The organism is Campylobacter sp. IFREMER_LSEM_CL2256, from assembly GCF_025771645.1.
Lineage (GTDB): Bacteria > Campylobacterota > Campylobacteria > Campylobacterales > Campylobacteraceae > Campylobacter_D.
Genome location: NZ_JAKMQQ010000006.1, coordinates 41731 through 61008, shown reverse-complemented (window position 1 = coordinate 61008; position 19278 = coordinate 41731). Strand labels below are relative to the sequence as shown.

At 29.8% G+C, this 19278-nt stretch carries 20 protein-coding genes; 17 read left to right on the top strand and 3 right to left on the bottom strand.

All coding sequences use genetic code 11. From position 1 onward, the window contains the following. Nucleotides 1–9: 9 nt before the first annotated feature. The 9 genes from ccoO to L8U00_RS04125 are packed head-to-tail and all read left to right on the top strand — an operon-like array spanning nt 10 to nt 8300. Entirely contained in the window at nt 10–675 is a 666-nt protein-coding gene (gene ccoO / locus L8U00_RS04165) for a cytochrome-c oxidase, cbb3-type subunit II (protein WP_149062087.1), read from the top strand. An 8-nt stretch (nt 676–683) separates the two neighbouring features. Beyond that, complete coding sequence (locus tag L8U00_RS04160) at nt 684–887, top strand: cytochrome c oxidase, cbb3-type, CcoQ subunit (RefSeq protein WP_039617636.1); 204 nt, start codon at nt 684–686, stop codon at nt 885–887. Beyond that, entirely contained in the window at nt 887–1765 is an 879-nt protein-coding gene (ccoP, locus tag L8U00_RS04155; protein ID WP_220516176.1) for a cytochrome-c oxidase, cbb3-type subunit III, read from the top strand. The genes L8U00_RS04160 and ccoP overlap by 1 nt, the downstream gene beginning before the upstream one ends. Then, nucleotides 1765–1977, top strand: a complete 213-nt coding sequence (locus tag L8U00_RS04150) for a DUF4006 family protein (protein WP_039617641.1) — start codon at nt 1765–1767, stop codon at nt 1975–1977. The genes ccoP and L8U00_RS04150 overlap by 1 nt, the downstream gene beginning before the upstream one ends. Before the next feature lie 2 nt (nt 1978–1979). Next, nucleotides 1980–2081, top strand: coding sequence for a hypothetical protein (locus L8U00_RS04145; protein ID WP_149062088.1), 102 nt, complete (start codon nt 1980–1982; stop codon nt 2079–2081). Beyond that, the gene (locus tag L8U00_RS04140; RefSeq protein ID WP_149062089.1) at nt 2078–2653 is read left to right on the top strand and encodes a hypothetical protein; all 576 of its coding nucleotides are present in this window, start codon (nt 2078–2080) and stop codon (nt 2651–2653) included. Before L8U00_RS04145 ends, L8U00_RS04140 begins: the two co-directional genes overlap by 4 nt. Beyond that, nucleotides 2654–3166 (top strand): FixH family protein, encoded by a 513-nt coding sequence (locus L8U00_RS04135; RefSeq protein WP_263708605.1) that lies wholly within the window; start codon nt 2654–2656, stop codon nt 3164–3166. Beyond that, the gene (locus tag L8U00_RS04130; RefSeq protein ID WP_263708604.1) at nt 3166–5556 is read left to right on the top strand and encodes a PD-(D/E)XK nuclease family protein; all 2391 of its coding nucleotides are present in this window, start codon (nt 3166–3168) and stop codon (nt 5554–5556) included. Before L8U00_RS04135 ends, L8U00_RS04130 begins: the two co-directional genes overlap by 1 nt. Further along, nucleotides 5553–8300, top strand: a complete 2748-nt coding sequence (locus L8U00_RS04125; RefSeq protein ID WP_263708602.1) for a RecB-like helicase — start codon at nt 5553–5555, stop codon at nt 8298–8300. Before L8U00_RS04130 ends, L8U00_RS04125 begins: the two co-directional genes overlap by 4 nt. 19 nt (nt 8301–8319) lie before the next feature. Here L8U00_RS04125 and L8U00_RS04120 read toward each other — a convergent pair whose 3' ends face one another. From L8U00_RS04120 to L8U00_RS04110, 3 genes are read right to left on the bottom strand one after another with little or no spacing between them, the layout of a single operon-like run. After that, a complete protein-coding gene (locus L8U00_RS04120; protein WP_263708600.1) occupies nt 8320–8841 on the bottom strand; it encodes a WG repeat-containing protein in 522 nt (173 codons plus the stop codon). Between the two features lie 32 nt (nt 8842–8873). Continuing rightward, nucleotides 8874–9920, bottom strand: coding sequence for a WG repeat-containing protein (locus L8U00_RS04115; protein WP_263708599.1), 1047 nt, complete (start codon nt 9918–9920; stop codon nt 8874–8876). Continuing rightward, entirely contained in the window at nt 9920–10723 is an 804-nt protein-coding gene (locus tag L8U00_RS04110) for a DnaJ domain-containing protein (RefSeq protein ID WP_263708598.1), read from the bottom strand. Before L8U00_RS04110 ends, L8U00_RS04115 begins: the two co-directional genes overlap by 1 nt. Nucleotides 10724–10911: 188 nt before the next feature. Between L8U00_RS04110 and rplM the strand changes: the two genes are divergently transcribed. The 8 genes from rplM (at nt 10912) to L8U00_RS04070 (ending at nt 19188) form a co-directional block, all read left to right on the top strand. After that, a complete protein-coding gene (gene rplM, locus L8U00_RS04105) occupies nt 10912–11337 on the top strand; it encodes a 50S ribosomal protein L13 (protein ID WP_039617653.1) in 426 nt (141 codons plus the stop codon). A gap of 2 nt (nt 11338–11339) precedes the next feature. Next, a complete protein-coding gene (gene rpsI / locus L8U00_RS04100; protein WP_263708597.1) occupies nt 11340–11729 on the top strand; it encodes a 30S ribosomal protein S9 in 390 nt (129 codons plus the stop codon). Nucleotides 11730–11980: 251 nt separating this feature from the next. Further along, the gene (locus L8U00_RS04095) at nt 11981–12967 is read left to right on the top strand and encodes an OmpA family protein (protein WP_263708596.1); all 987 of its coding nucleotides are present in this window, start codon (nt 11981–11983) and stop codon (nt 12965–12967) included. A gap of 3 nt (nt 12968–12970) precedes the next feature. After that, nucleotides 12971–13615 (top strand): HAD family hydrolase, encoded by a 645-nt coding sequence (locus L8U00_RS04090; RefSeq protein ID WP_263708595.1) that lies wholly within the window; start codon nt 12971–12973, stop codon nt 13613–13615. 117 nt (nt 13616–13732) lie between these two features. Continuing rightward, nucleotides 13733–17287 carry a pyruvate:ferredoxin (flavodoxin) oxidoreductase gene (gene nifJ, locus L8U00_RS04085; RefSeq protein ID WP_263708594.1) on the top strand — a complete coding sequence of 1185 codons (3555 nt, stop codon included), beginning with the start codon at nt 13733–13735 and terminating at the stop codon, nt 17285–17287. A 66-nt stretch (nt 17288–17353) separates the two neighbouring features. Continuing rightward, nucleotides 17354–17614: a hypothetical protein gene (locus L8U00_RS04080; RefSeq protein ID WP_263663819.1), complete on the top strand. Its 261-nt coding sequence runs from the start codon at nt 17354–17356 to the stop codon at nt 17612–17614. After that, complete coding sequence (gene mshL, locus L8U00_RS04075; RefSeq protein ID WP_263708593.1) at nt 17586–18977, top strand: pilus (MSHA type) biogenesis protein MshL; 1392 nt, start codon at nt 17586–17588, stop codon at nt 18975–18977. Before L8U00_RS04080 ends, mshL begins: the two co-directional genes overlap by 29 nt. Continuing rightward, nucleotides 18958–19188, top strand: coding sequence for a hypothetical protein (locus L8U00_RS04070; RefSeq protein WP_263708592.1), 231 nt, complete (start codon nt 18958–18960; stop codon nt 19186–19188). The genes mshL and L8U00_RS04070 overlap by 20 nt, the downstream gene beginning before the upstream one ends. The last annotated feature ends 90 nt before the right edge of the window (nt 19189–19278 follow it).

Sequence of the window (19278 nt, the reverse complement as noted above, 5' to 3'; positions counted from 1 at the left end):
AGGAAAAATATGTTTAGTTGGTTAGAAAAAAATCCATTCTTTTTTGCTGTGGCAGTATTTATAGTGATTGCATATGCAGGTATCGTAGAAGTTTTACCTGATTTTGCTCAGAATGCAAGACCAATTGAAGGTAAAAAACCTTATACAGTTTTACAACTTGCAGGACGTCATGCTTATATTAAAGAAAGTTGTAATGCATGTCATTCACAACTTATTCGTCCTTTTAAATCAGAAACAGATCGTTATGGTATGTACTCAGTTAGTGGTGAATATGCTTATGATAGACCATTTTTATGGGGTTCAAAAAGAACAGGGCCTGATTTATTACGTATAGGTAATTTTAGAACAACAGATTGGCATGAAAATCACATGTGGGATCCAGTTTCAGTTGTCCCTGGTTCTATTATGCCAGCTTATAAACATATGTTTAGCAATAATGCAAATATAGAAACAGCTTATGCAGAAGCACTAACTGTAAAAAAAGTTTTCAATGTGCCTTATGATACTGAAAATGGTACAAAACTAGGTACTTGGGAAGAGGCTCAAGCAGAAGTTAAAGCAGAAGCTCAAGCTATAGTAGATCAAATGAAAAATCAAGATGTTAAAGATGCGTTTGCTAGAGGTGAAATTAGAGAGATTGTAGCTTTGATTGCGTATCTTAACAGCTTAAAATAGGAAAAACTATGGATTTAGAACTAATAAGAGAGCTACAAGCTTATGGTTTTTTTGCTCTTGTAGTATTTTTAGTGGTAGTTTTGTATTCTTATTGGTTTCATTTGTATAGATCTGAAAAAACAGGTAGAAGAAACTATGAAAAATACGCTGATTTGGCATTGCATGATGAAATCAGCGATCGTGTTTTAGAGCAAAATAAAAGGAGTGCTTAATGCAATGGTTGAATTTACAAGATAATGTTAATTTATTATCTTTTATTGGAGCAATTCTTATCATACTAATTACGCTTGTTGTGGTAGGAAAATTGTTTAAAAGTATGAAAGAAGAAAAGAGCCAAGGTGAACTAAGCGAACATAGTTGGGATGGTATAGGTGAGTTTAAAAATCCTATACCACTTGGTTGGGCTGTAGTGTTTTTCTTAGCTATAGTATGGTGTATATGGTATTTTCTTTGGGGATATCCTTTAAATAGTTATTCTCAAATTGGTGAGTATAATAAAGAAGTACAAGCACATAATGAAAAATTTGCACAAAAATTTGCAAATTTAAGTGCACAAGATAAACAAGAAATGGGTAAGAATATTTTCTTGGTTCAATGTTCTTCTTGTCATGGTATTACAGGTGATGGTATTAATGGAAAAGCACAAAATCTTAACATTTGGGGTTCAGAAGAAGGGCTTATAGAGGTAATTACTAAAGGTTCTAAGGGTATGAATTATCCTATGGGTGAAATGTTAAGTGCAGCTGATAATGGCATAGATGAGGCTGATATCCCTGCAATTGCTGCCTATGTTGCTTCTGAAATTTCAGCAATTAAAAAAACTGAAAATCCTCAACTTGTAGCAAAAGGAAAAGAACTTTTTGCAACTTGTACGGTGTGTCATGGTGAAGATGGAAAAGGAACTATTGATGGGCAATTGGTTGCTCCGGATTTGACAAAATATGGCAGTGCTGAGTTTGTAGTAGATGTTTTAAATCGTGGTAAAGCAGGTAGTATAGGTGTAATGCCTCATTTTAATAATGGTTTATTAAATGAGCTTCAAAAAGAAGCAGTTAGCGAATATGCAATTTCTCTTTCAAGGGGTGAATAATGGAAAATTCAAATAGATGTGTATTTTCACTTTCGGGTGTTAGTGGAATGTTAATAGCAACTGTTTTATTGCTATCGATTCTAGCTGGACTTACTGTTTGGGGTCTTAAAACACAGCAAGATGTTATGCAAAAACCTTATAAAATAGAAAATGCAGAGCAAATTAAAATGTTTGACTCTAAAAGAGAAGAACATATCATCATAAAGGAATGATTATGGCAAAAGTTCTTGAATACTTAATCATAGCTGGCTTAGTTGTAGCAGCAGGAGTTACTGCTTGGTCAGTTTTAACTGTAAATCACCTTTTTATAGGATGAAAAATATATTTAAAGGCGGTTTTTTAACCGCCGTTTTTATTTGCTTTGCTAATTTCTTACATGCTGAAATACTATTAAATGACAATATCTTAAATACTGCAATAGAACAAAATATTACTTCAAGCTCTAAGCAAATTCGTGAGTTAACCGGAGTAAATATCGCTTTGGCATTAAGTGATAAAAAAGATTTTGAAAGTTTAAAGAGCTATGAAGCTAATTTAAGTAAACCATATATTTTACTTGTATTTTCTAAAGCTTCACATAAGGTGGATATACTTGCAAGTGATGATGCTTTAGCTTTTTTTGATAAAGAAGGTGTTTTGAGTCCTTACCCTGAAAAAGGAACGATTTTGCCTATACTTGCAAATCCTAAACAAAAAGACATTTACAATGCTGCTATTTTAAATGGTTATGCAGATATTGCTGATCAAGTGGCAAATCATTTTAATATAAAACCTTTTTATGGAAATTCAAATCGTGATACTTTAAATATCATGAGAATTTTAATTTATGGTTTTTTATGTGTCGCAATTTTGATGCTAGTTCAAAGAAAAATCAAAAGGAGAAGATAAATGCAAAATCAGAAAACATTTTGGCCTTATGGTATTTTGATTTCTTTAGGGCTTATTGTTATAGCTTGTATTGTAACGATTTTTATCGCAAGTAAAGCACCTGTATATGAAGATAATTTTTATTTTGATTCTTATCAAAATGTAGAGTTAAATTATAATGAAATTCAAAACAGACAAAAGACTTTTGATGAAAATTTTAAGCTAAGCATTAAAGATAAAGAAAGCTTTATACATAAGAAAAATCAAGTTTATTATATTAATGAAGGGCAAAATGAGCTTAGGATTGCGATTGAAAATTTAAAAGATTATGACTTAAATAAACTTCAAATTCAAACCTTGCTTTCGCGTCCACATACAAATGTAAATGATGAGAATTTACAAGCAAGATTAGAAGGAAGTGATTTGGTGTTTGATTTTAATATCAAAGAAAAAGGCGTATGGCAAATACTTTTAAAAATCACTCAAGATGAAAATAGCGTAGGATTTTCTAAATTCTTTTTACAGACTAAATAATGAAGCTTTTTGTTTTTAGCTCACTAAGAGCTTTAAGAAAATATTATGAGAAAAAACTACAAATAGACACTTTAGTAGATCCGGCTATGAGTATAGCTGAATTTATGCAAAAATTAGTTTTTTCTCCACATTTTCAAGCAACTCATTATGAGTGTTTGCTTTTGATGAAAAAGGCTTGTGAACAAACTAAAAATTTAGAACAAAGTTTGAAAATACCGAGTAATTTTTTTGCATTTTTAAAAAACAATGCTTATTTATTTAGTTTTTTTAAAGAACTTAGCTTGGAGAAAAAGGATATTAGTGCTTTAAAAAATTATGACGCTTATGCTCAGTATGATGAACATTTACAAATTTTAGAAGAGCTTTTTAAAAATTATCTTACCCTATTACATGAACAAAATTTATATGATGATATTTCTTTAGCGTTAGATTATGAAATTAATAATGATTTTTTAAAAAATTATGATGAGATTATTTTTGATTTTCAAGGTTTTTTGAATGCTTTTGAAGTAGAGCTTTTGTTAAAAGTTAAGGAAATACTTCCTCTTAAAGTGCAATTTAATTGTACTAAATTTAATAAAGATTTTTTAAGTTCTCTTAGCTTTTTACAAGGGCTTTCTCTTAAGGAAAATCATGCGTATTTATATGATGTAAACCAAGCGCAAATATTACAAGAGTGTCCTTTTGTACAAGAAAATAAAATCACTTATAAAAGTTTTAATTTACGGTCTTTGCAAGCTGCTTTTGTTTTTGAAAAAATTAACAGCTTTTTAAAAGCTGGTATTAGTGCAAAAGATATTGTAGTGATTACCCCTGATGAGAACTTTGTAGATATTTTAAGACTTTATGATAAAAACAATGTATTAAACTATGCCAATGGGGAAAGTATCAAACATACGCTTTTTTATCATAGATTAAAGACTTTATATGAAAGTGCTAAAGATGATGAGTTTGAGTATGAGCTTAGTGAAGATTTTTTTGATAGGCAAAAGTTAAACAAGCACTTATGTAATTTGCATTTTTATCCTTCTGGCATTGATTTTATAGAGTTTAAAAAGCTTTTTGATGAAAATATCTCTTTTGATTTTTTTGAAAACTTCATCCATAATTTGCTAGAAGATATTAACAATCAAGAATTGCAAGATTATATCTATCAAGAGCTTGCTTTTATCAAAGAACTTATAAAAACACATACTTTAAGTTTTAAGCAAATTTTAGAGTTATTTTTCATGCAAATTGACAGTAAAAAACTAAGTAGTGTTGGCGGTGGTGAAGTTACTGTAATGGGTCTTTTAGAAAGTAGGGGGCTCAGCTTTGATGGGGTGGTTATAGTTGATTTTAATGATGAGTTTATCCCTAAAAGAGTTTCAAGTGAGTTATTTTTAAATAATGAAATTCGAAAAAAAGCAGGACTTATTACTCATGCTCAAAGAGAAAATTTACAAAGACATTATTATTACACTTTAATAGCCAAGGCAAAATTAGTAGGAATTTCTTATGTAGAAAATGAAGAAAAAATCAAGTCAAGATTTTTAAGTGAGCTTGATTTTTCACTCATAGAAGATAAAAGATACAGTGACAATGCCTATATCAAATACTTTCAAACACACAAGTGTGATTTTAACCTTGAGCCAATTGCACATATAATGGCTAAGCATGATTATTTTAGTAAAGAGCTTACTTTTACGAGATTTCACCTTTTGATAAATTATGGCTTAGATTATTATTATAAATATGTCTTAGGACTAAAAGAACCAAAAGAATTAGAAGATACTCTTAGAGCGAATGAGCTAGGAAGTTTTATTCATAAAGCTTTGGAAAAATACTATAAACAAAACAAAAAAGCAAAATATTTTGACTATGAAAAATTTATGGATATTGTAAAAAATTTGAAAGATTACAAAATCGATGCTTTAAATTTAGCTTTAATACAAGCAATGTTTAAAGAATTTCAAGTGCTTGAAAATGAGCATTTTAAACAAGGTTTTATGGTAAGAGATTGTGAATTTTCACAAAAAAAAGATTTTATCGCTGAAAATGGAGTTAAAATTACTATTTTTGGACGTTTAGATAGATTAGATGAAAATGAAAATGAAAAATTAGTCATAGATTATAAAACTGGGAAAATAGATGAAAAAACTTACCAGCTTGCTTTTTATAAGTTTTTATTAGAGGGTGTATACCCTTTAGAAAATATAAATGCTTGTTTTTATGATTTAAAAAATATGAAAATCGTTTATGAAAATACTGAAAGTGAAAAGGTGCAAGAGCTTAAAGACATGCTTAATGAGCTTGCAAAAGAGCCTTTAGAAAAAGAATTTACTAATCAAAGAAATGATAATACCTATAGTCCTTATACCATGCTTTATAAAAAGGAGTTTAAGCTTTGAGTTGTAATTTTGAGCCTTTTTTAGCTTTAGAAGCTAGTGCAGGAAGTGGAAAAACCTTTGCATTAAGCGTGCGTTTTGTAGCCTTGGTGTTAATGGGAGCTAAGATTAATGAAATTTTAGCTCTTACTTTTACCAATAAAACCACAAGTGAGATGAAAGAAAGGATTTTTAAAACCTTTTTAGAATTTGATGTGCTTGAAAATGGAGAAAATAAAGCAGAATGCAATGAGCTTATGAGAATGCTGGGCAAAAGCAAAGAAGAGCTTGTAGATTTAAGACAAAAGCGTAAAAACGAATTTTTAAGATCTAAACTCAATATCTATACCTTTGATAGTTTTTTTTCGCAAATCATTCGTTCTTTTGCTTTAAATTTAGGTTTTATGAGTGATTTTGAGATCATAGAAAGTCAAGATAGTTATAAAAATTTCATTGCTAAATTAAACGAAGAAGAGCTAAAAAGTCTAGCGTATTACATTATCCAAACAAAAAGCAAAAGTGATTTTTTAAAAAACCTTGAAAATTTATATATAAAGCATTGTGATGTTAAGCCAAATCCAAAAGCTTACTTTCCAAGTAAGGCTGCTTTAGAAAAAAATATTGATGAGTTTATAGCTTATGCAAAAAATTTAAGCACAAATAAAAATTATCTTTCAAATTTTAATTTTGAAAGAATGGAAGATTTTTTCGCTAAGCCTATTATTAGTAATTTAGATAAAAATTATTTTACTAAAGTCATTGATAATGAATTTTCACAAAAAAGAGCAGAGCTTATACAAAATGCAAAAGAATATTTTAATCAAATGGAAAATTACCGCATAAGTATGCTTGCAAAGCTTTTGGTGCATTTTAAAGAAGCAAGAAATGAAAATAATACCAAGCAAAATGCATTAACTTTTTCAGATATAGCCTTAAAAACTTATGAATTAATTAGTGATGAGGCTAATAAAGATTTGATTTATTTTAGACTTGATGGTTATATTTCTCATTTATTAATCGATGAATTTCAAGATACTAATGTCTTGCAGTATCAAATTTTAAAGCCTATTATCGCTGAGCTTGTTTCAGGTGAGGGTGTGAAAAAAAACAGAAGTTTTTTTTATGTAGGCGATAAAAAACAGAGTATATATGGTTTTAGAGGGGGTAAAAAAGAACTTTTTGATAAGCTTTTAAAAGACTTTCCACAAATTAAGCTAGAGCATTTGGATACTAATTATCGTAGTAAAAAGATCATTGTTGATTATGTCAATGACACCTTTAAAGATAAATTTTTTGATAGCTTTTTAAATCCTAGCTTTACTTTGCAAAAAAGCGTTAAAGAAGGTGGGTATGTAGAAATTTTGCAAAATCACATCCCTAGTAAAGATAGTTCTGTTTATGAAGCAAGTGCTAAAGAAGCTTTAAAAATCATCCATAGACTTTTAGAAAAAGGCATTAAGCTTGATGATATTTGCATTTTAGTATGGGTCAATAAAGACGCCACTTTGATTCAAGAATTTCTTGAAGAAAATGGCGTTAAAGCTTATACGCAAAGCAATGTTCCTTTGTTAGATTGTATTAGCGTAAGAGTGCTTTTTGAGTATGCAAAGGCTTGTGTGCTTAAAGATGAGTTTAGTTTGTATTTTGTAAATGATATTTCAAAAAAAGAACTTAGTTATCTTGAGCTTGATCTAAACCGCAGTGTAGGTGAAATTTTAAAATACTTGATTGATTATTTAAAGCTTGATCTAAGTGATGTTAATCTTATCGCTTATTTAGAGCATGCAAGTACTTTTGATAATTTTTTTGATTTTTTATTTAGTCCTTGTAAATTAAGTTCTTTACAAGCGCAAAATGATGGAGTTAGCATTATGACCGTGCATAAGTCTAAGGGGCTTGAATTTGAAAATTTAATCGTGCTTGATAGACTTAGTAAAAAAGCTCCAGACACTGATACTTTAATGTTTGAGTATGATTTAGAGCAAGGTTGGGAAATAAAATACAGACATAGTGCTAGAGAATACCTTGAAGATGATAGCTATAATACCTTTTTAGACAAAAGAAAAAAACTCCAAACAGAAGATGAGATAAATTGTCTATATGTAGCACTTACTAGAGCTAAAAATTCTCTTTTTGTTATAAAAAATGATGAAAATTATAAGGGTTTTAAAGGATATTTTAAAGATTATGAAGAAAAGCAAATAGGTATTTTAGAAGAACAACTTTCAAAAACAAATGAGCCTTTGGAAAATTTAGAGCAAATAGAAAGCTTTGAAGAATTTCAAAAGGTAAATTTGCAAGAAGTTAAAGTTAAAAACTATTTTACAAGTGAGCAAATACATTTTGGCTTGGCTTTGCATGAATTTTTACAATATTTTGATTTTAACGCTAAAAATAATTTTGAATTTTGTAAGCAAATGGTGTATAAAAAATATCGTTTTTACTTAGATGATGAAGCTTTTGATGAGCTTTTTAAAAGACTTACTATGCTTTTAAAAGATGAGAGTTTTAACGCACTTTTAGTGGGTAAAAAGTTACTTAAAGAGCAAATCATCACTTATAAAGGCGAGCAAAAACAGCTTGATATGCTTGCATTTGATGATAATGAAGCCATCATTATAGATTATAAAACAGGTTTAAATTTAAACGAGCATAAAAAGCAAGTTTTACTTTACAAAGAAGCCATAGAAAAAATCTTAACCAAGACTTCCACTAAGGCTTTTTTGGTGTATGTTTTAAAGGATAGAGTGGAGATAGTGGAGGTTTAATAATCTATTTTATTAAATATTAGGTTCTATTAGAAAAATTTCCATTTCTATCTAAAAGCCCATATTCTCCATTTAGTTTAACTTCAGCTAAACCTTTGTTAAAACTCCAAGCATAATCAAATTTAGGCTCTACTAATCGATTTCCATTTTCATCTATAAAGCCATACTTTTCATTTAGTATGATTATTGCAAGCCCCTCACTAAAGTCATCAATCCAATCATAGATTAATTTTACAACAACTTCATCATTAGTGTTTATTAAACCACATTTGTTATTTAATACAACTCTTGATAAACCTCGATTAAAATTGCTGACTACATCATATTTTGCTTCTATTAATTGATTTCCGTTTTTATCTATAAAACCCCATCTTCCATTTAGTTTAAAACCAGCAAGATTTTCACTAAATTCTAAAACTTCTTCATATATAGGTTTTATTACAATCTCTTCATTTTCATTCATAAAACCATAATTATTTCCCGTTCTAATTATTATCAAACCTTCCTTAAAATCACCTAGCTTAATAATTTCAGGGTTCATTATTTATCCTTTCAATAAATCTATAAAGTTATTTAATCTTTAGATACAATATTACCTTTTTTGTCAATATATACCCATTTTCCGTTTAGCTTAACTCTTGCTTTTCCACCACTAAAATACCATACATCATCAAATTTAGGTTTTATTACAAATTCCCCATTTGTATTTATAAATCCCCAAGTATTATATAGCTTAACAGCTGCCATTTTTTCATAAAAATTTCCGATAAAATCAAATTTAGGCTCTAAAACTATCTCTCCCTCTTTATTTATTAAGCCAACTTTTTCGTTTGATTTGATTATTGCAAAATTTTCTTTAAAATTACCAATATCATCAAGAGTAGGTTTTATTGTGATTTTTCCATTGTTATTGACAAGCCCTAATTTTCTGTTTAAGACAATAAATATTAGATCTTCATTAAAATATATATAGTTAAATTTTGGTTCGATTATAACGCTTCCATTTTTGTCTATTATTCCCCATTTATGATTAAATTTAACCAACGTAAATTCTTTCTTAAAATAAAAATCATCAAATACATTTTCAACTAAAATTTTATTATTTTCATCGACCAAATTCCATTGATCATTATCTTTGATAGCTCTTAGATCCTTATGTTTGTGTATATAAGCACTTATGCAAGCTTTACTATCTCCCTTGTCACATTTTTCTTTGTAGATAGCTTGGAGTATTTTACAACTTGCTTCATCATTGAGGCATTTGCTTTCAAGTTCGCTTATGTAAATTCGGCTATATTTTCCACCGTAAAAATACTGATACACGCTAACTAAAGCTATCAAAAACAAAATCATCACACTAGCTATGATTTTACTTTTGTGTTTTACGATGAATTCTTTTCTATGTTTGAGTTTCTTTTCTCTTTCTTCTTGGGCTGTTTTTATCTCTTCTTCGATTTTTCTTTTTCTTTCTTCTTCTAATCTTTTTAATTCTTCTTGTCTTTGTCTTTCTTTTTCTAGTTTTTCTTTTGCTTGTGGATCGTATAGTTCATTACTTCCACATTCTTTACAAAATTTAGCTACATCTAAATTTTTCATATTGCAACGTTTGCAAATAAGCATCATTCACCCCTTGCTTGTTTTATGATTTCATAGGCTAGATTGATCTTTTTCATCATCTCTTGGGCTATCTTTAAAAGTTCAGGTGGAAGCTCTTTAGAATGAAGATTATCATAGTGGTATTCTTTAGCTAGTTTTCTATAATTTTTCTTAACACTTTCAAAATCATCATTTGGATGAGAATTTAAAATTTCATAGGCTTGTTCTAGGGTGATTTTTATTTCATCTTGGTGTTTTTCTTGTTTTTGCTGAGTGTTTTCATGTGTGAAATTATAAATTTGCTCATATCTTATTTTTATTTCCCTAAAGCTTATGAGGTTTAATCCAAGTCCTATGATGATATTTTCCATTAAGGTGTTTTCATTTATACTCATTTGTTTATCATAATATATTAGATCAAGCAATAAACATATAAGAAAATCTGCTTCTTTCTTGCTTATGCGTATGTTAGAGCAAAGCTCACTAATGCTTCTATCTTGACTTTTCTCATACTCAAAAATACTTGCATAAGTATTTCTAAAGCCACTATACTCTTTAGTATAAAACATTTCTATCTTATCAAGTAAAGAAGATATAAATTTAGATAAATCTTGAGTAATGATTTTATTATCTACTTTGGCAACTTTTGCTAAAAAAGCAACCATGATAGCAGGATTTTTACTATAAATATAATCAAATTTTTGTCTTGCAACATGGTATAATTCTTTTCCGCAAAATATACAAAATTTAGCGTCTTTATCAGGATTAAATTCTGAGCAATGCTTACAAATTCTATATTCTTGAGTTTTAAATTTTAAAGAAAACAAAATAAAACCTTATTTTTAATATAATAAAAAGTTATTTTATAAAGAACTTACTTAAAATGTGCTATTTTACTTTTATCTTCAAAAATTAATCAAAATATTTAAGCTTTAAATATTCTTAAATTAAGTATTAATTAAGCTAAAATAATTATAATCTCATTTTTAAAAAAATTTTTGGCAAAGGTAAGATGATGACAAAGATAACAAAGCCAAACGAAGTAAAACGCGAATGGATCGTTTTAGACGCTGAAGGAAAGCGTTTTGGTCGTCTTTTAACAGAAGTAGCGACTATTTTAAGAGGTAAAAATAAACCTTGCTATACTCCAAATGTTGATTGTGGAGATTATGTAATCATTATCAATGCTTCTAAAGCAGTTTTCACAGGTGCAAATAAAGCAGAAGATAAACTATACCACAGACATTCAGGGTATTTTGGAAGTGTAAAAAGTGAAAAATTTGGTGATTTATTAGAAAAAAATCCAGTTAAATTATATAAATTAGCAGTTCGTGGTATGCTACCTAAAACAAACCTAGGTAGAGCTATGCTAAAAAAATTAAAAATTTATGCAGGTAGCGAACATCCTCATACTGCTCAAATTGCTAATAAAGGAAAATAATCATGGCAACAACATACGCAACAGGTAAAAGAAAAACCGCTGTAGCTAAAGTTTGGGTAAAAGCTGGTAGTGGTAAAATCATCGTTAATGGTATGGATTTAAACACTTGGCTTGGCGGACATGAAGCTATAAAATTAAAAGTAGTTCAGCCTTTATTAGTAACTAAGCAAGAAACTTCTATAGATATTAAAGCAACAACTTTAGGCGGTGGATACAGCGCTCAAGCTGAAGCTTTAAGACATGGTATTTCAAGAGCTTTAGCTGCTATGGATGCAGATTTTAGAGCATTATTAAAACCAAAAGGACTTCTTACTAGAGATAGTAGAACTGTTGAGCGTAAAAAATACGGTCGCAGAAAAGCAAGAAGAAGCCCACAATTCTCTAAACGTTAATCTTTTTTGGATCCATTTTTGGATCCATTTTTTCTTTCATTTTTTTAAAAAAATCATATTTTTTCATATATTTTAGTTTTGTTTAAAATTATAGGATTTTTTATTTATAATAAACTTTTATAATTTCAAAGTCCGATCAGGGAAACCTCCTTTTTGTAGTAAATTTAAGCCCCTTACCCAAAAGGGGCTTATTTTATTTTAATCTTCATTTTATATAATACCCCATTTATTTTCATTTTTAAGGATAGACGATGAAAAAAATCATAGGATTGGTTAGTTTAGTTAGTGCTTTGTTTGCTTTTGATACTAGCAAAATAGAAATCACTCCAACCTTTAACTACACAACTCCAGAAGGAAATTTAGATCTTAAAAATTATGGTGGAGTGGGATTGAGATTTGGTTATCATTATGATGGTTTATGGCTAGATCAGGCTGAACTTGGCTTAGAGTATTATGACAATGCAAAATATAATAATCCAAACGATAATACACATACAGATACTAGTGTTTCAAGATTTTATGTAAATGCTATTAAGGGAATTGATCTGGCTAATCATGTATATTTATATGGTTTGTTGGGAACAGGTTATGAGTATTTGAGTCATGGAGCTTATGAAAATAAAAGTGGTATGTTTGCTCAATATGGTGCAGGTTTTAAATTTGCACTTGGAGAAGATTTGGCTTTAAGACTTGAAGCAAGAGATCAAATTAAATTCAATAATGGTGAACATAATTTGATTTCTAGTGTTGGCTTGAGTTTTTATTTTGGTAATAAAGCTCCAAAAACTCCTCAGCCTACAACTAAGCAAATCGAAGAAAAACCGCAAACAAAACAAATTGATAAATCATGTCCAGAACCAAGAAAAGGTGCTTTACTTGATCATATAGGTTGTGAAAAGACAATAGCACTTGAAGGACATTTTGGTTTTGATCAAATCATTATAAACCCTGAGTTTGCACAAAAAATCCAAGAAGTAGGTAAGGTTTTAGAAGAAAACCCACAATATTATACTATTTTAGAAGGTCACACAGATAGTACAGGAACTAAAGCTTATAATCAAAAATTATCATTAGAGCGTGCTAAGGCAGTTGCGAAAGAACTTGAAAAATCAGGTGTTGCTAAAGAAAAAATTGCAACTAAGGGCTATGGTTTTGATAGGCCAAAAGTAAGCAATGATACTAAAGAAGGCCGTGCGCAAAATAGACGCGTGGAAGCAAAATTTTTCATTAAAGAATAAACTTTGTTAAAAAAGACAATTTTGTTTGACTTAGATGGCACTTTGATAGACTCTACAAGTGCCATTTTAGATGGTTTTGATGCTGCTTTTAAAGCTTTTAGTGTGCCTTTAAGAGATCATGAGGCCATTAAAGCTTTAATAGGCTTTCCTTTAGATGTAGCTTTTGAAAAACTTGGAGTGCCAAAGGAAAAAACAAGTGAGTATATTAATGCTTATAGAAGCGTATATCAAAAAATCTATATAGAGCAAACTTCTTTGCTCTCTTTGGCAAAAGAAAGTGTATATGAGGCTAGTTTGTTTGCTGATTTAGCTGTTGTAACGACTAAAAGTTCTAAATTTTCTAAACCTTTACTTGATCATTTAGGTATAGGAGAATACTTTAAAGTTATCATAGGTAGAGATGATGTAACTCACCCAAAACCAAATGCTGAGCCTATTTTATTAGCTTTAGAAAAATTATCTAAAGGTAAAGAAAATGCATTTATGATTGGAGATACTCATTTAGATATCCAAGCAGCTTGTAATGCTGGCGTTAAACCCATAGCAGTGAGTAGTGGTTATGAAAGCAAGGAAAGTTTAGCTAAATTTAAAATTCCACTTTTTAAAAATACTTATGAGGCAATAGAGTATATAAAAAATATCCGATAATTTCACACTCAAACTCCATACTTATAAATAATAAAAATTTTTTATCATTGTTTAAGACAATTCAAGATAAAGTAGCTATTGATTTTAAGTAATTATTTTAATTATAAGGATAATTAGATGAGTAAAATAATGAAAACAATGGATGGTAATGAAGCAGCAGCTTATGCAGCTTATGCATTTACAGAAGTTGCTGGAATTTATCCTATTACCCCAAGTTCACCAATGGCAGATTATACTGATATATGGGCTTCTCAAGGTAAAAAAAACCTTTTTGGAGTACCGGTTAAAGTTGTAGAGATGCAAAGTGAAGCAGGAGCGGCAGGGACGGTTCATGGTTCTTTGCAAGCTGGCGCTTTAACTACTACTTATACTGCCTCTCAAGGACTTTTGCTAAAAATACCAAATATGTATAAAATCGCAGGTCAGCTTTTACCTGGGGTTATTCATGTGGCAGCTAGAGCTTTGGCTTCTCAAGCACTATCTATCTTTGGCGATCATCAAGATATTTATGCAGCAAGACAAACAGGTTTTGCTATGCTTTGCTCACATTCTGTGCAAGAAAGTATGGATTTAGCAGGTGTTGCGCATCTAGCAGCTATTAAAGGTAGAGTGCCTTTTATGCATTTTTTTGATGGTTTTAGAACAAGCCATGAAATTCAAAAAATCGAAGTGATGGATTATGCACATTTTGATCGTTTGCTTGACCGTGAAGCTTTATTAGAATTTAGAAATTCCTGTCTAAATCCAGAAAATCCAAAAACAAGAGGTACAGCTCAAAATGATGATATTTATTTTCAAACAAGAGAGTTAGCAAATAAATATTATGAAGCTATTCCTGACATTGTTAATGAATATATGCAAGAAATTTCAAAAATTACAGGAAGAGAATACAAACCTTTTGTATATTATGGGGATAAAAACGCAACGCGCATTGTAGTAGCAATGGGTTCAGTGACTGAAGCTTTAAAAGAGGTTGTAGATCATCTAAATAGTAAAGGCGAAAAAGTAGGGGTTTTAAAAGTTCATTTATATAGACCATTTAGTTTAAAATATTTATTTGATGTAATGCCTCAAAGTGTTGAAAAAATTGCTGTATTAGATAGAACTAAAGAGCCAGGAAGTTTAGGCGAGCCACTTTATTTGGATTTAAAAAGTGCATATTATGGAAAAGAAAAAGCACCTTTAATCGTTGGTGGTAGATATGGACTTTCTTCAAAAGATGTTGATCCTGCTCAACTTCTAGCGGTTTTTGAAAACCTAAATCAAGCAAATCCAAAAGATGGTTTTACCATAGGAATTAATGATGATGTGACCTTTACTTCATTGCCTGTGGGAGAAAAAATTTCTTTGGGTGATGAGAGTACTATAGAGTGCCTATTCTATGGACTTGGTGCTGATGGTACTGTAGGGGCAAACAAAAACTCTATTAAAATTATAGGGGATAAAACAGACTTTTATGCACAAGCTTATTTTGCTTATGATTCTAAAAAATCAGGTGGTTATACAAGAAGCCATTTAAGATTTTCTAAAAAACCTATCACTTCAACTTATCTAGTTTCTACACCGCATTTTGTAGCGTGTTCAGTGGCTGCTTATTTAGAAATTTATGATGTTTTAGCAGGCATTAGAAAAGGTGGAACTTTCCTTTTAAATAGTATTTGGAGTGCGCAAGAGACTATTAAGAAGATTCCAAATGCAGTAAAAAGGGTTTTAGCGCAAAAAGAAATTAATTTTTATATTATTAATGCTACAAAACTTGCTAGAGAAATAGGACTAGGTAGTAGAACAAATACAATTATGCAATCAGCGTTTTTCAAGCTTGCTAATATCATTCCTTTTGAAGATGCGCAAAAATATATGAAAGAATTGGCTTATAAATCATATAGTAAAAAAGGTGATGCTATAGTTGAGATGAATTACAAAGCTATTGATGTGGGTGCAGATGGACTTGTAAAAGTTGATATTGATCCTTCTTGGGCAAATTTAGCTGATGAAGTTAAAGAAGAAACTATAGCCTATAAAGGCACTGAGTTTGTTGAAAAAATCGCAAAACCTATGAATGCAGCTAAGGGAGATGATTTACCAGTTTCGGCATTTTTGGGTTATGAAGATGGTAGTTTTGAGCATGGTACTACTGAGTATGAAAAAAGAGGCGTTGGTGTTATGGTGCCAAGATGGATAGAAACTAATTGTATTCAGTGTAATCAATGTGCTTCAGTGTGTCCGCATGCGGTTATTAGACCTTTCTTGATTGATGAAGAAGAATTAAACAATGCTCCAGCAGGTGTAAAAGAACATAGTTTAAATGCAAAAGGCGTAAAAGAGCAAAAATTAAATTTCAAAATTCAAGTTTCGCCACTTGATTGTACAGGTTGTGAGCTTTGTGTGCATGAGTGTCCAACTAAAGAAAAATCTTTAGTAATGGTTCCACTAGGTGAAGAGCTTGATCATGGTGAGCAGGAAAATGCAGATTATTTATTCAAAAAAGTAAGCTATAAAGATAATATCTTAAATAGAGAAAATGCAAAAGGTATTCAATTTGCTCAACCTTTATTTGAATTCCATGGAGCATGCCCAGGGTGTGGAGAAACTCCTTATATCACTTTAATCACTAGATTGTTTGGTGAAAGAATGATTATCGCTAATGCAACGGGTTGTAGTTCTATTTATGGTGGTTCAGCTCCTTCAACTCCATATAGAAAAAGTAATAAAAATGGTCATGGACCAGCTTGGGGTAATTCTTTATTTGAAGATAATGCTGAATTTGGTCTTGGTATGAAAATAGCAACTGAAACAACAAGACATAAAATTGAGCAAATCATGAATGAAAGTATGCAAGAAGTTCCTAATGCGCTTTCTGCATTATATAAAGAATGGATTGCAAATAAAGAAGATTCTAAAGCTTCTTTAGAGCTAAGAGATAAGTTAGTGCCATTGCTAGAAGAAAATAAACAGATTAAAACTGTAAATGCTATTTTAGAACTGAAAAGCTATTTAAGTAAAAAATCACATTGGATTTTTGGTGGTGATGGTTGGGCTTATGATATAGGTTATGGTGGGCTTGATCATGTTTTAGCAAGTGGTGAAAATGTAAATATTTTAGTGCTTGATACTGAAGTGTATTCTAATACTGGAGGTCAAAGCTCAAAATCTTCAAGAACAGGTTCAGTAGCTCAATTTGCTGCAGCAGGTAAGCCAGTGCAGAAAAAAGATCTAGGTCAAATTGCTATGACTTATGGTTATATTTTTGTAGCTCAAGTAAATTCTAATGCAAATTATGCGCAATTGTTAAAAGCAATAATAGCAGCAGAAGCTTATGATGGACCTTCTTTGATTATTGCTTATTCTCCTTGTATAGCTCACGGTATTAAAGGTGGGCTTGGAAATTCAGGAAATCAAGCAGAACTTGCCACAAAATGTGGATATTGGCCAACTTATATTTATGATCCACGTTTAGAAGCAGAAGGTAAAAATCCTTTAACAATTTCTTCTAAAGAGCCTGATTGGGATTTGTATGAAAGCTTTTTAATGAATGAAGTGCGTTATAATTCTTTGAAAAAATCAAATCCTGAGCAAGCAAAAGAATTATTTGAAAAAAATAAAGCAGAAGCACAACGCCGTTATAGACAACTTAAACGTCTAGCAAGTGCTGATTTTAGTAATGAAAATTAAAATTTGCTTCGATTTTTACTTGTGAATTTATGGGTGCTTAGCGCTTTTGGTACTAAGTACCCATTTTTGAATCAAGATTGCAGTAATATTGATTTTTCTTTGATTCAAGATCCTTTTTTTCAAAAGACTACAAATATAAAATCTGATTTTTCTTTGCAAGCTATCATTTCTAATAAAGTTAAGATTAATGATAAATGGTATGCTTTAAATGATGATATTGAAGGTTTTAAGATTGTTGAGATTAAAAATTCTCAAGTTGTATTGATAAAGGAAGAAAAAATCATGGTTTTAAAATTGTATGAAAAAAATAATATTTTTATTTATTAGCATCTTAACTTTTACAAACGTTTTTGCTTCACAGTGTCATCAACGCTTTTTTGATATAAGTGTAGAAAATAAAACTTCTTTGATTGAAATTTTAAATGAACTTGGTAGAGAATGTGGTTTTAGCATTATAATAAAAGATTCATTAGCCAGAGAAAAGTTAAATCATACTCAAAACTATCTGCACATAAGAAAAATGTCTTTAAGGGAAATTTTTAAACTTTTATTGATGGAAAATAATCTTGCTTATGAGTATGAAAAAAATATTTTAAAAATTTATGGAAGACAAGTTAAAACTTTTAAAGTGCATTATATAAGCTCTATTAGAGAAGGGCAAAGTATTACCAAAGCTTCAGTGGATTCAAGACCTAAACAGGGTGATTATGATAGTGCTAAAGAAGCAGATAATTTGGTCATTAGCACGGATAAATTTGATTTTTGGGAAAAAATTTCAGAAGAAATACAAGCTTTATTAGATGAAAATACAACTAAACCTATTATTAATACTAATGCAGGGATTATCACTTTAAATGCTACTTTGTATGAGCTTACAAGGGTTGAAAAATATTTAAAAGATTTAAATAAAAGACTTAAAAAACAAGTTTTAATTGATGTAAGTATAGTTGCAGTACATTTAAATAAAAGTCATTCAAGTGGGATTAACTGGCAAGATCTTGCTTTTAAACTTAATGGAGATGATAATGATTTTATAATCAATAAAGGCGGTGTTAAAAATATTAATCTTAAAGCTAATGTTGAAACTAAGGCTATTTTAAATTTATTACAAGAAAATGGTAAAACTACTGTACTTTCTAATCCAAAACTTATGGCACTTAATAATCAGCAAGCTATTATTTCCATAGGTGATACGATTAATTATCAAGTAAAAGAAAGCTCTAAGGGTACTGAAAATGGTACAACTATTAGTGAAACTTATAATAATTATTCTATTTTTGTAGGAATTTTACTAAATATTTTGCCAGAAATTTCAGATGATCATAAAATCATGCTTAGGATTAATCCTAGTTTGAGTGATTTTAAATATAGTGTTGATAATCATAGACAAAATAAACCAAGAAATATAGCACCAGATACTATACAAAAAAAGCTTTCTACTGTAGTTGAAGTTGATGATGGACAAACTTTAATTTTGGGTGGATTGATTAGTAAAAATACGATTAGTAACCATAATGAAGTAAGTGCTTTATCTAAAATACCACTTTTTGGTGCTTTATTTCAAGGAAAGCAAAATTTAGAAGATATTAGTGAAATAGTTTTTATCATCAAGCCAAGTTTAATAAGAGCTGATAAAAAAGTATTAAGTTTGAAAGAATTAGGTTTTGAACATGAAGATGATATGTTTTAATTTTTTAATTTGTTTATCTTTTTTAAATGCAATGAATATTCAAAATGAAAGTTTTGAGCAAAATGTATTCTATGAAAAATTTATTAATCACCCAAGTTATGAAAATGCTTTAAATTTGGCTAAATATTTTTATCAAATAAAAGATTATCAAAAGGCCGTTTTTTGGGCTATTGAGGCAAATGAATTTGAGTTGTTGGAAAAAGAAGCATGATTAGTTTTTATCAATGCTAAATTAAAACTTGGAAAGCATGAAGATGCTTTAAGAGCTAAAGAAGAGTATGAAAAACTTTTAGGAAATTAT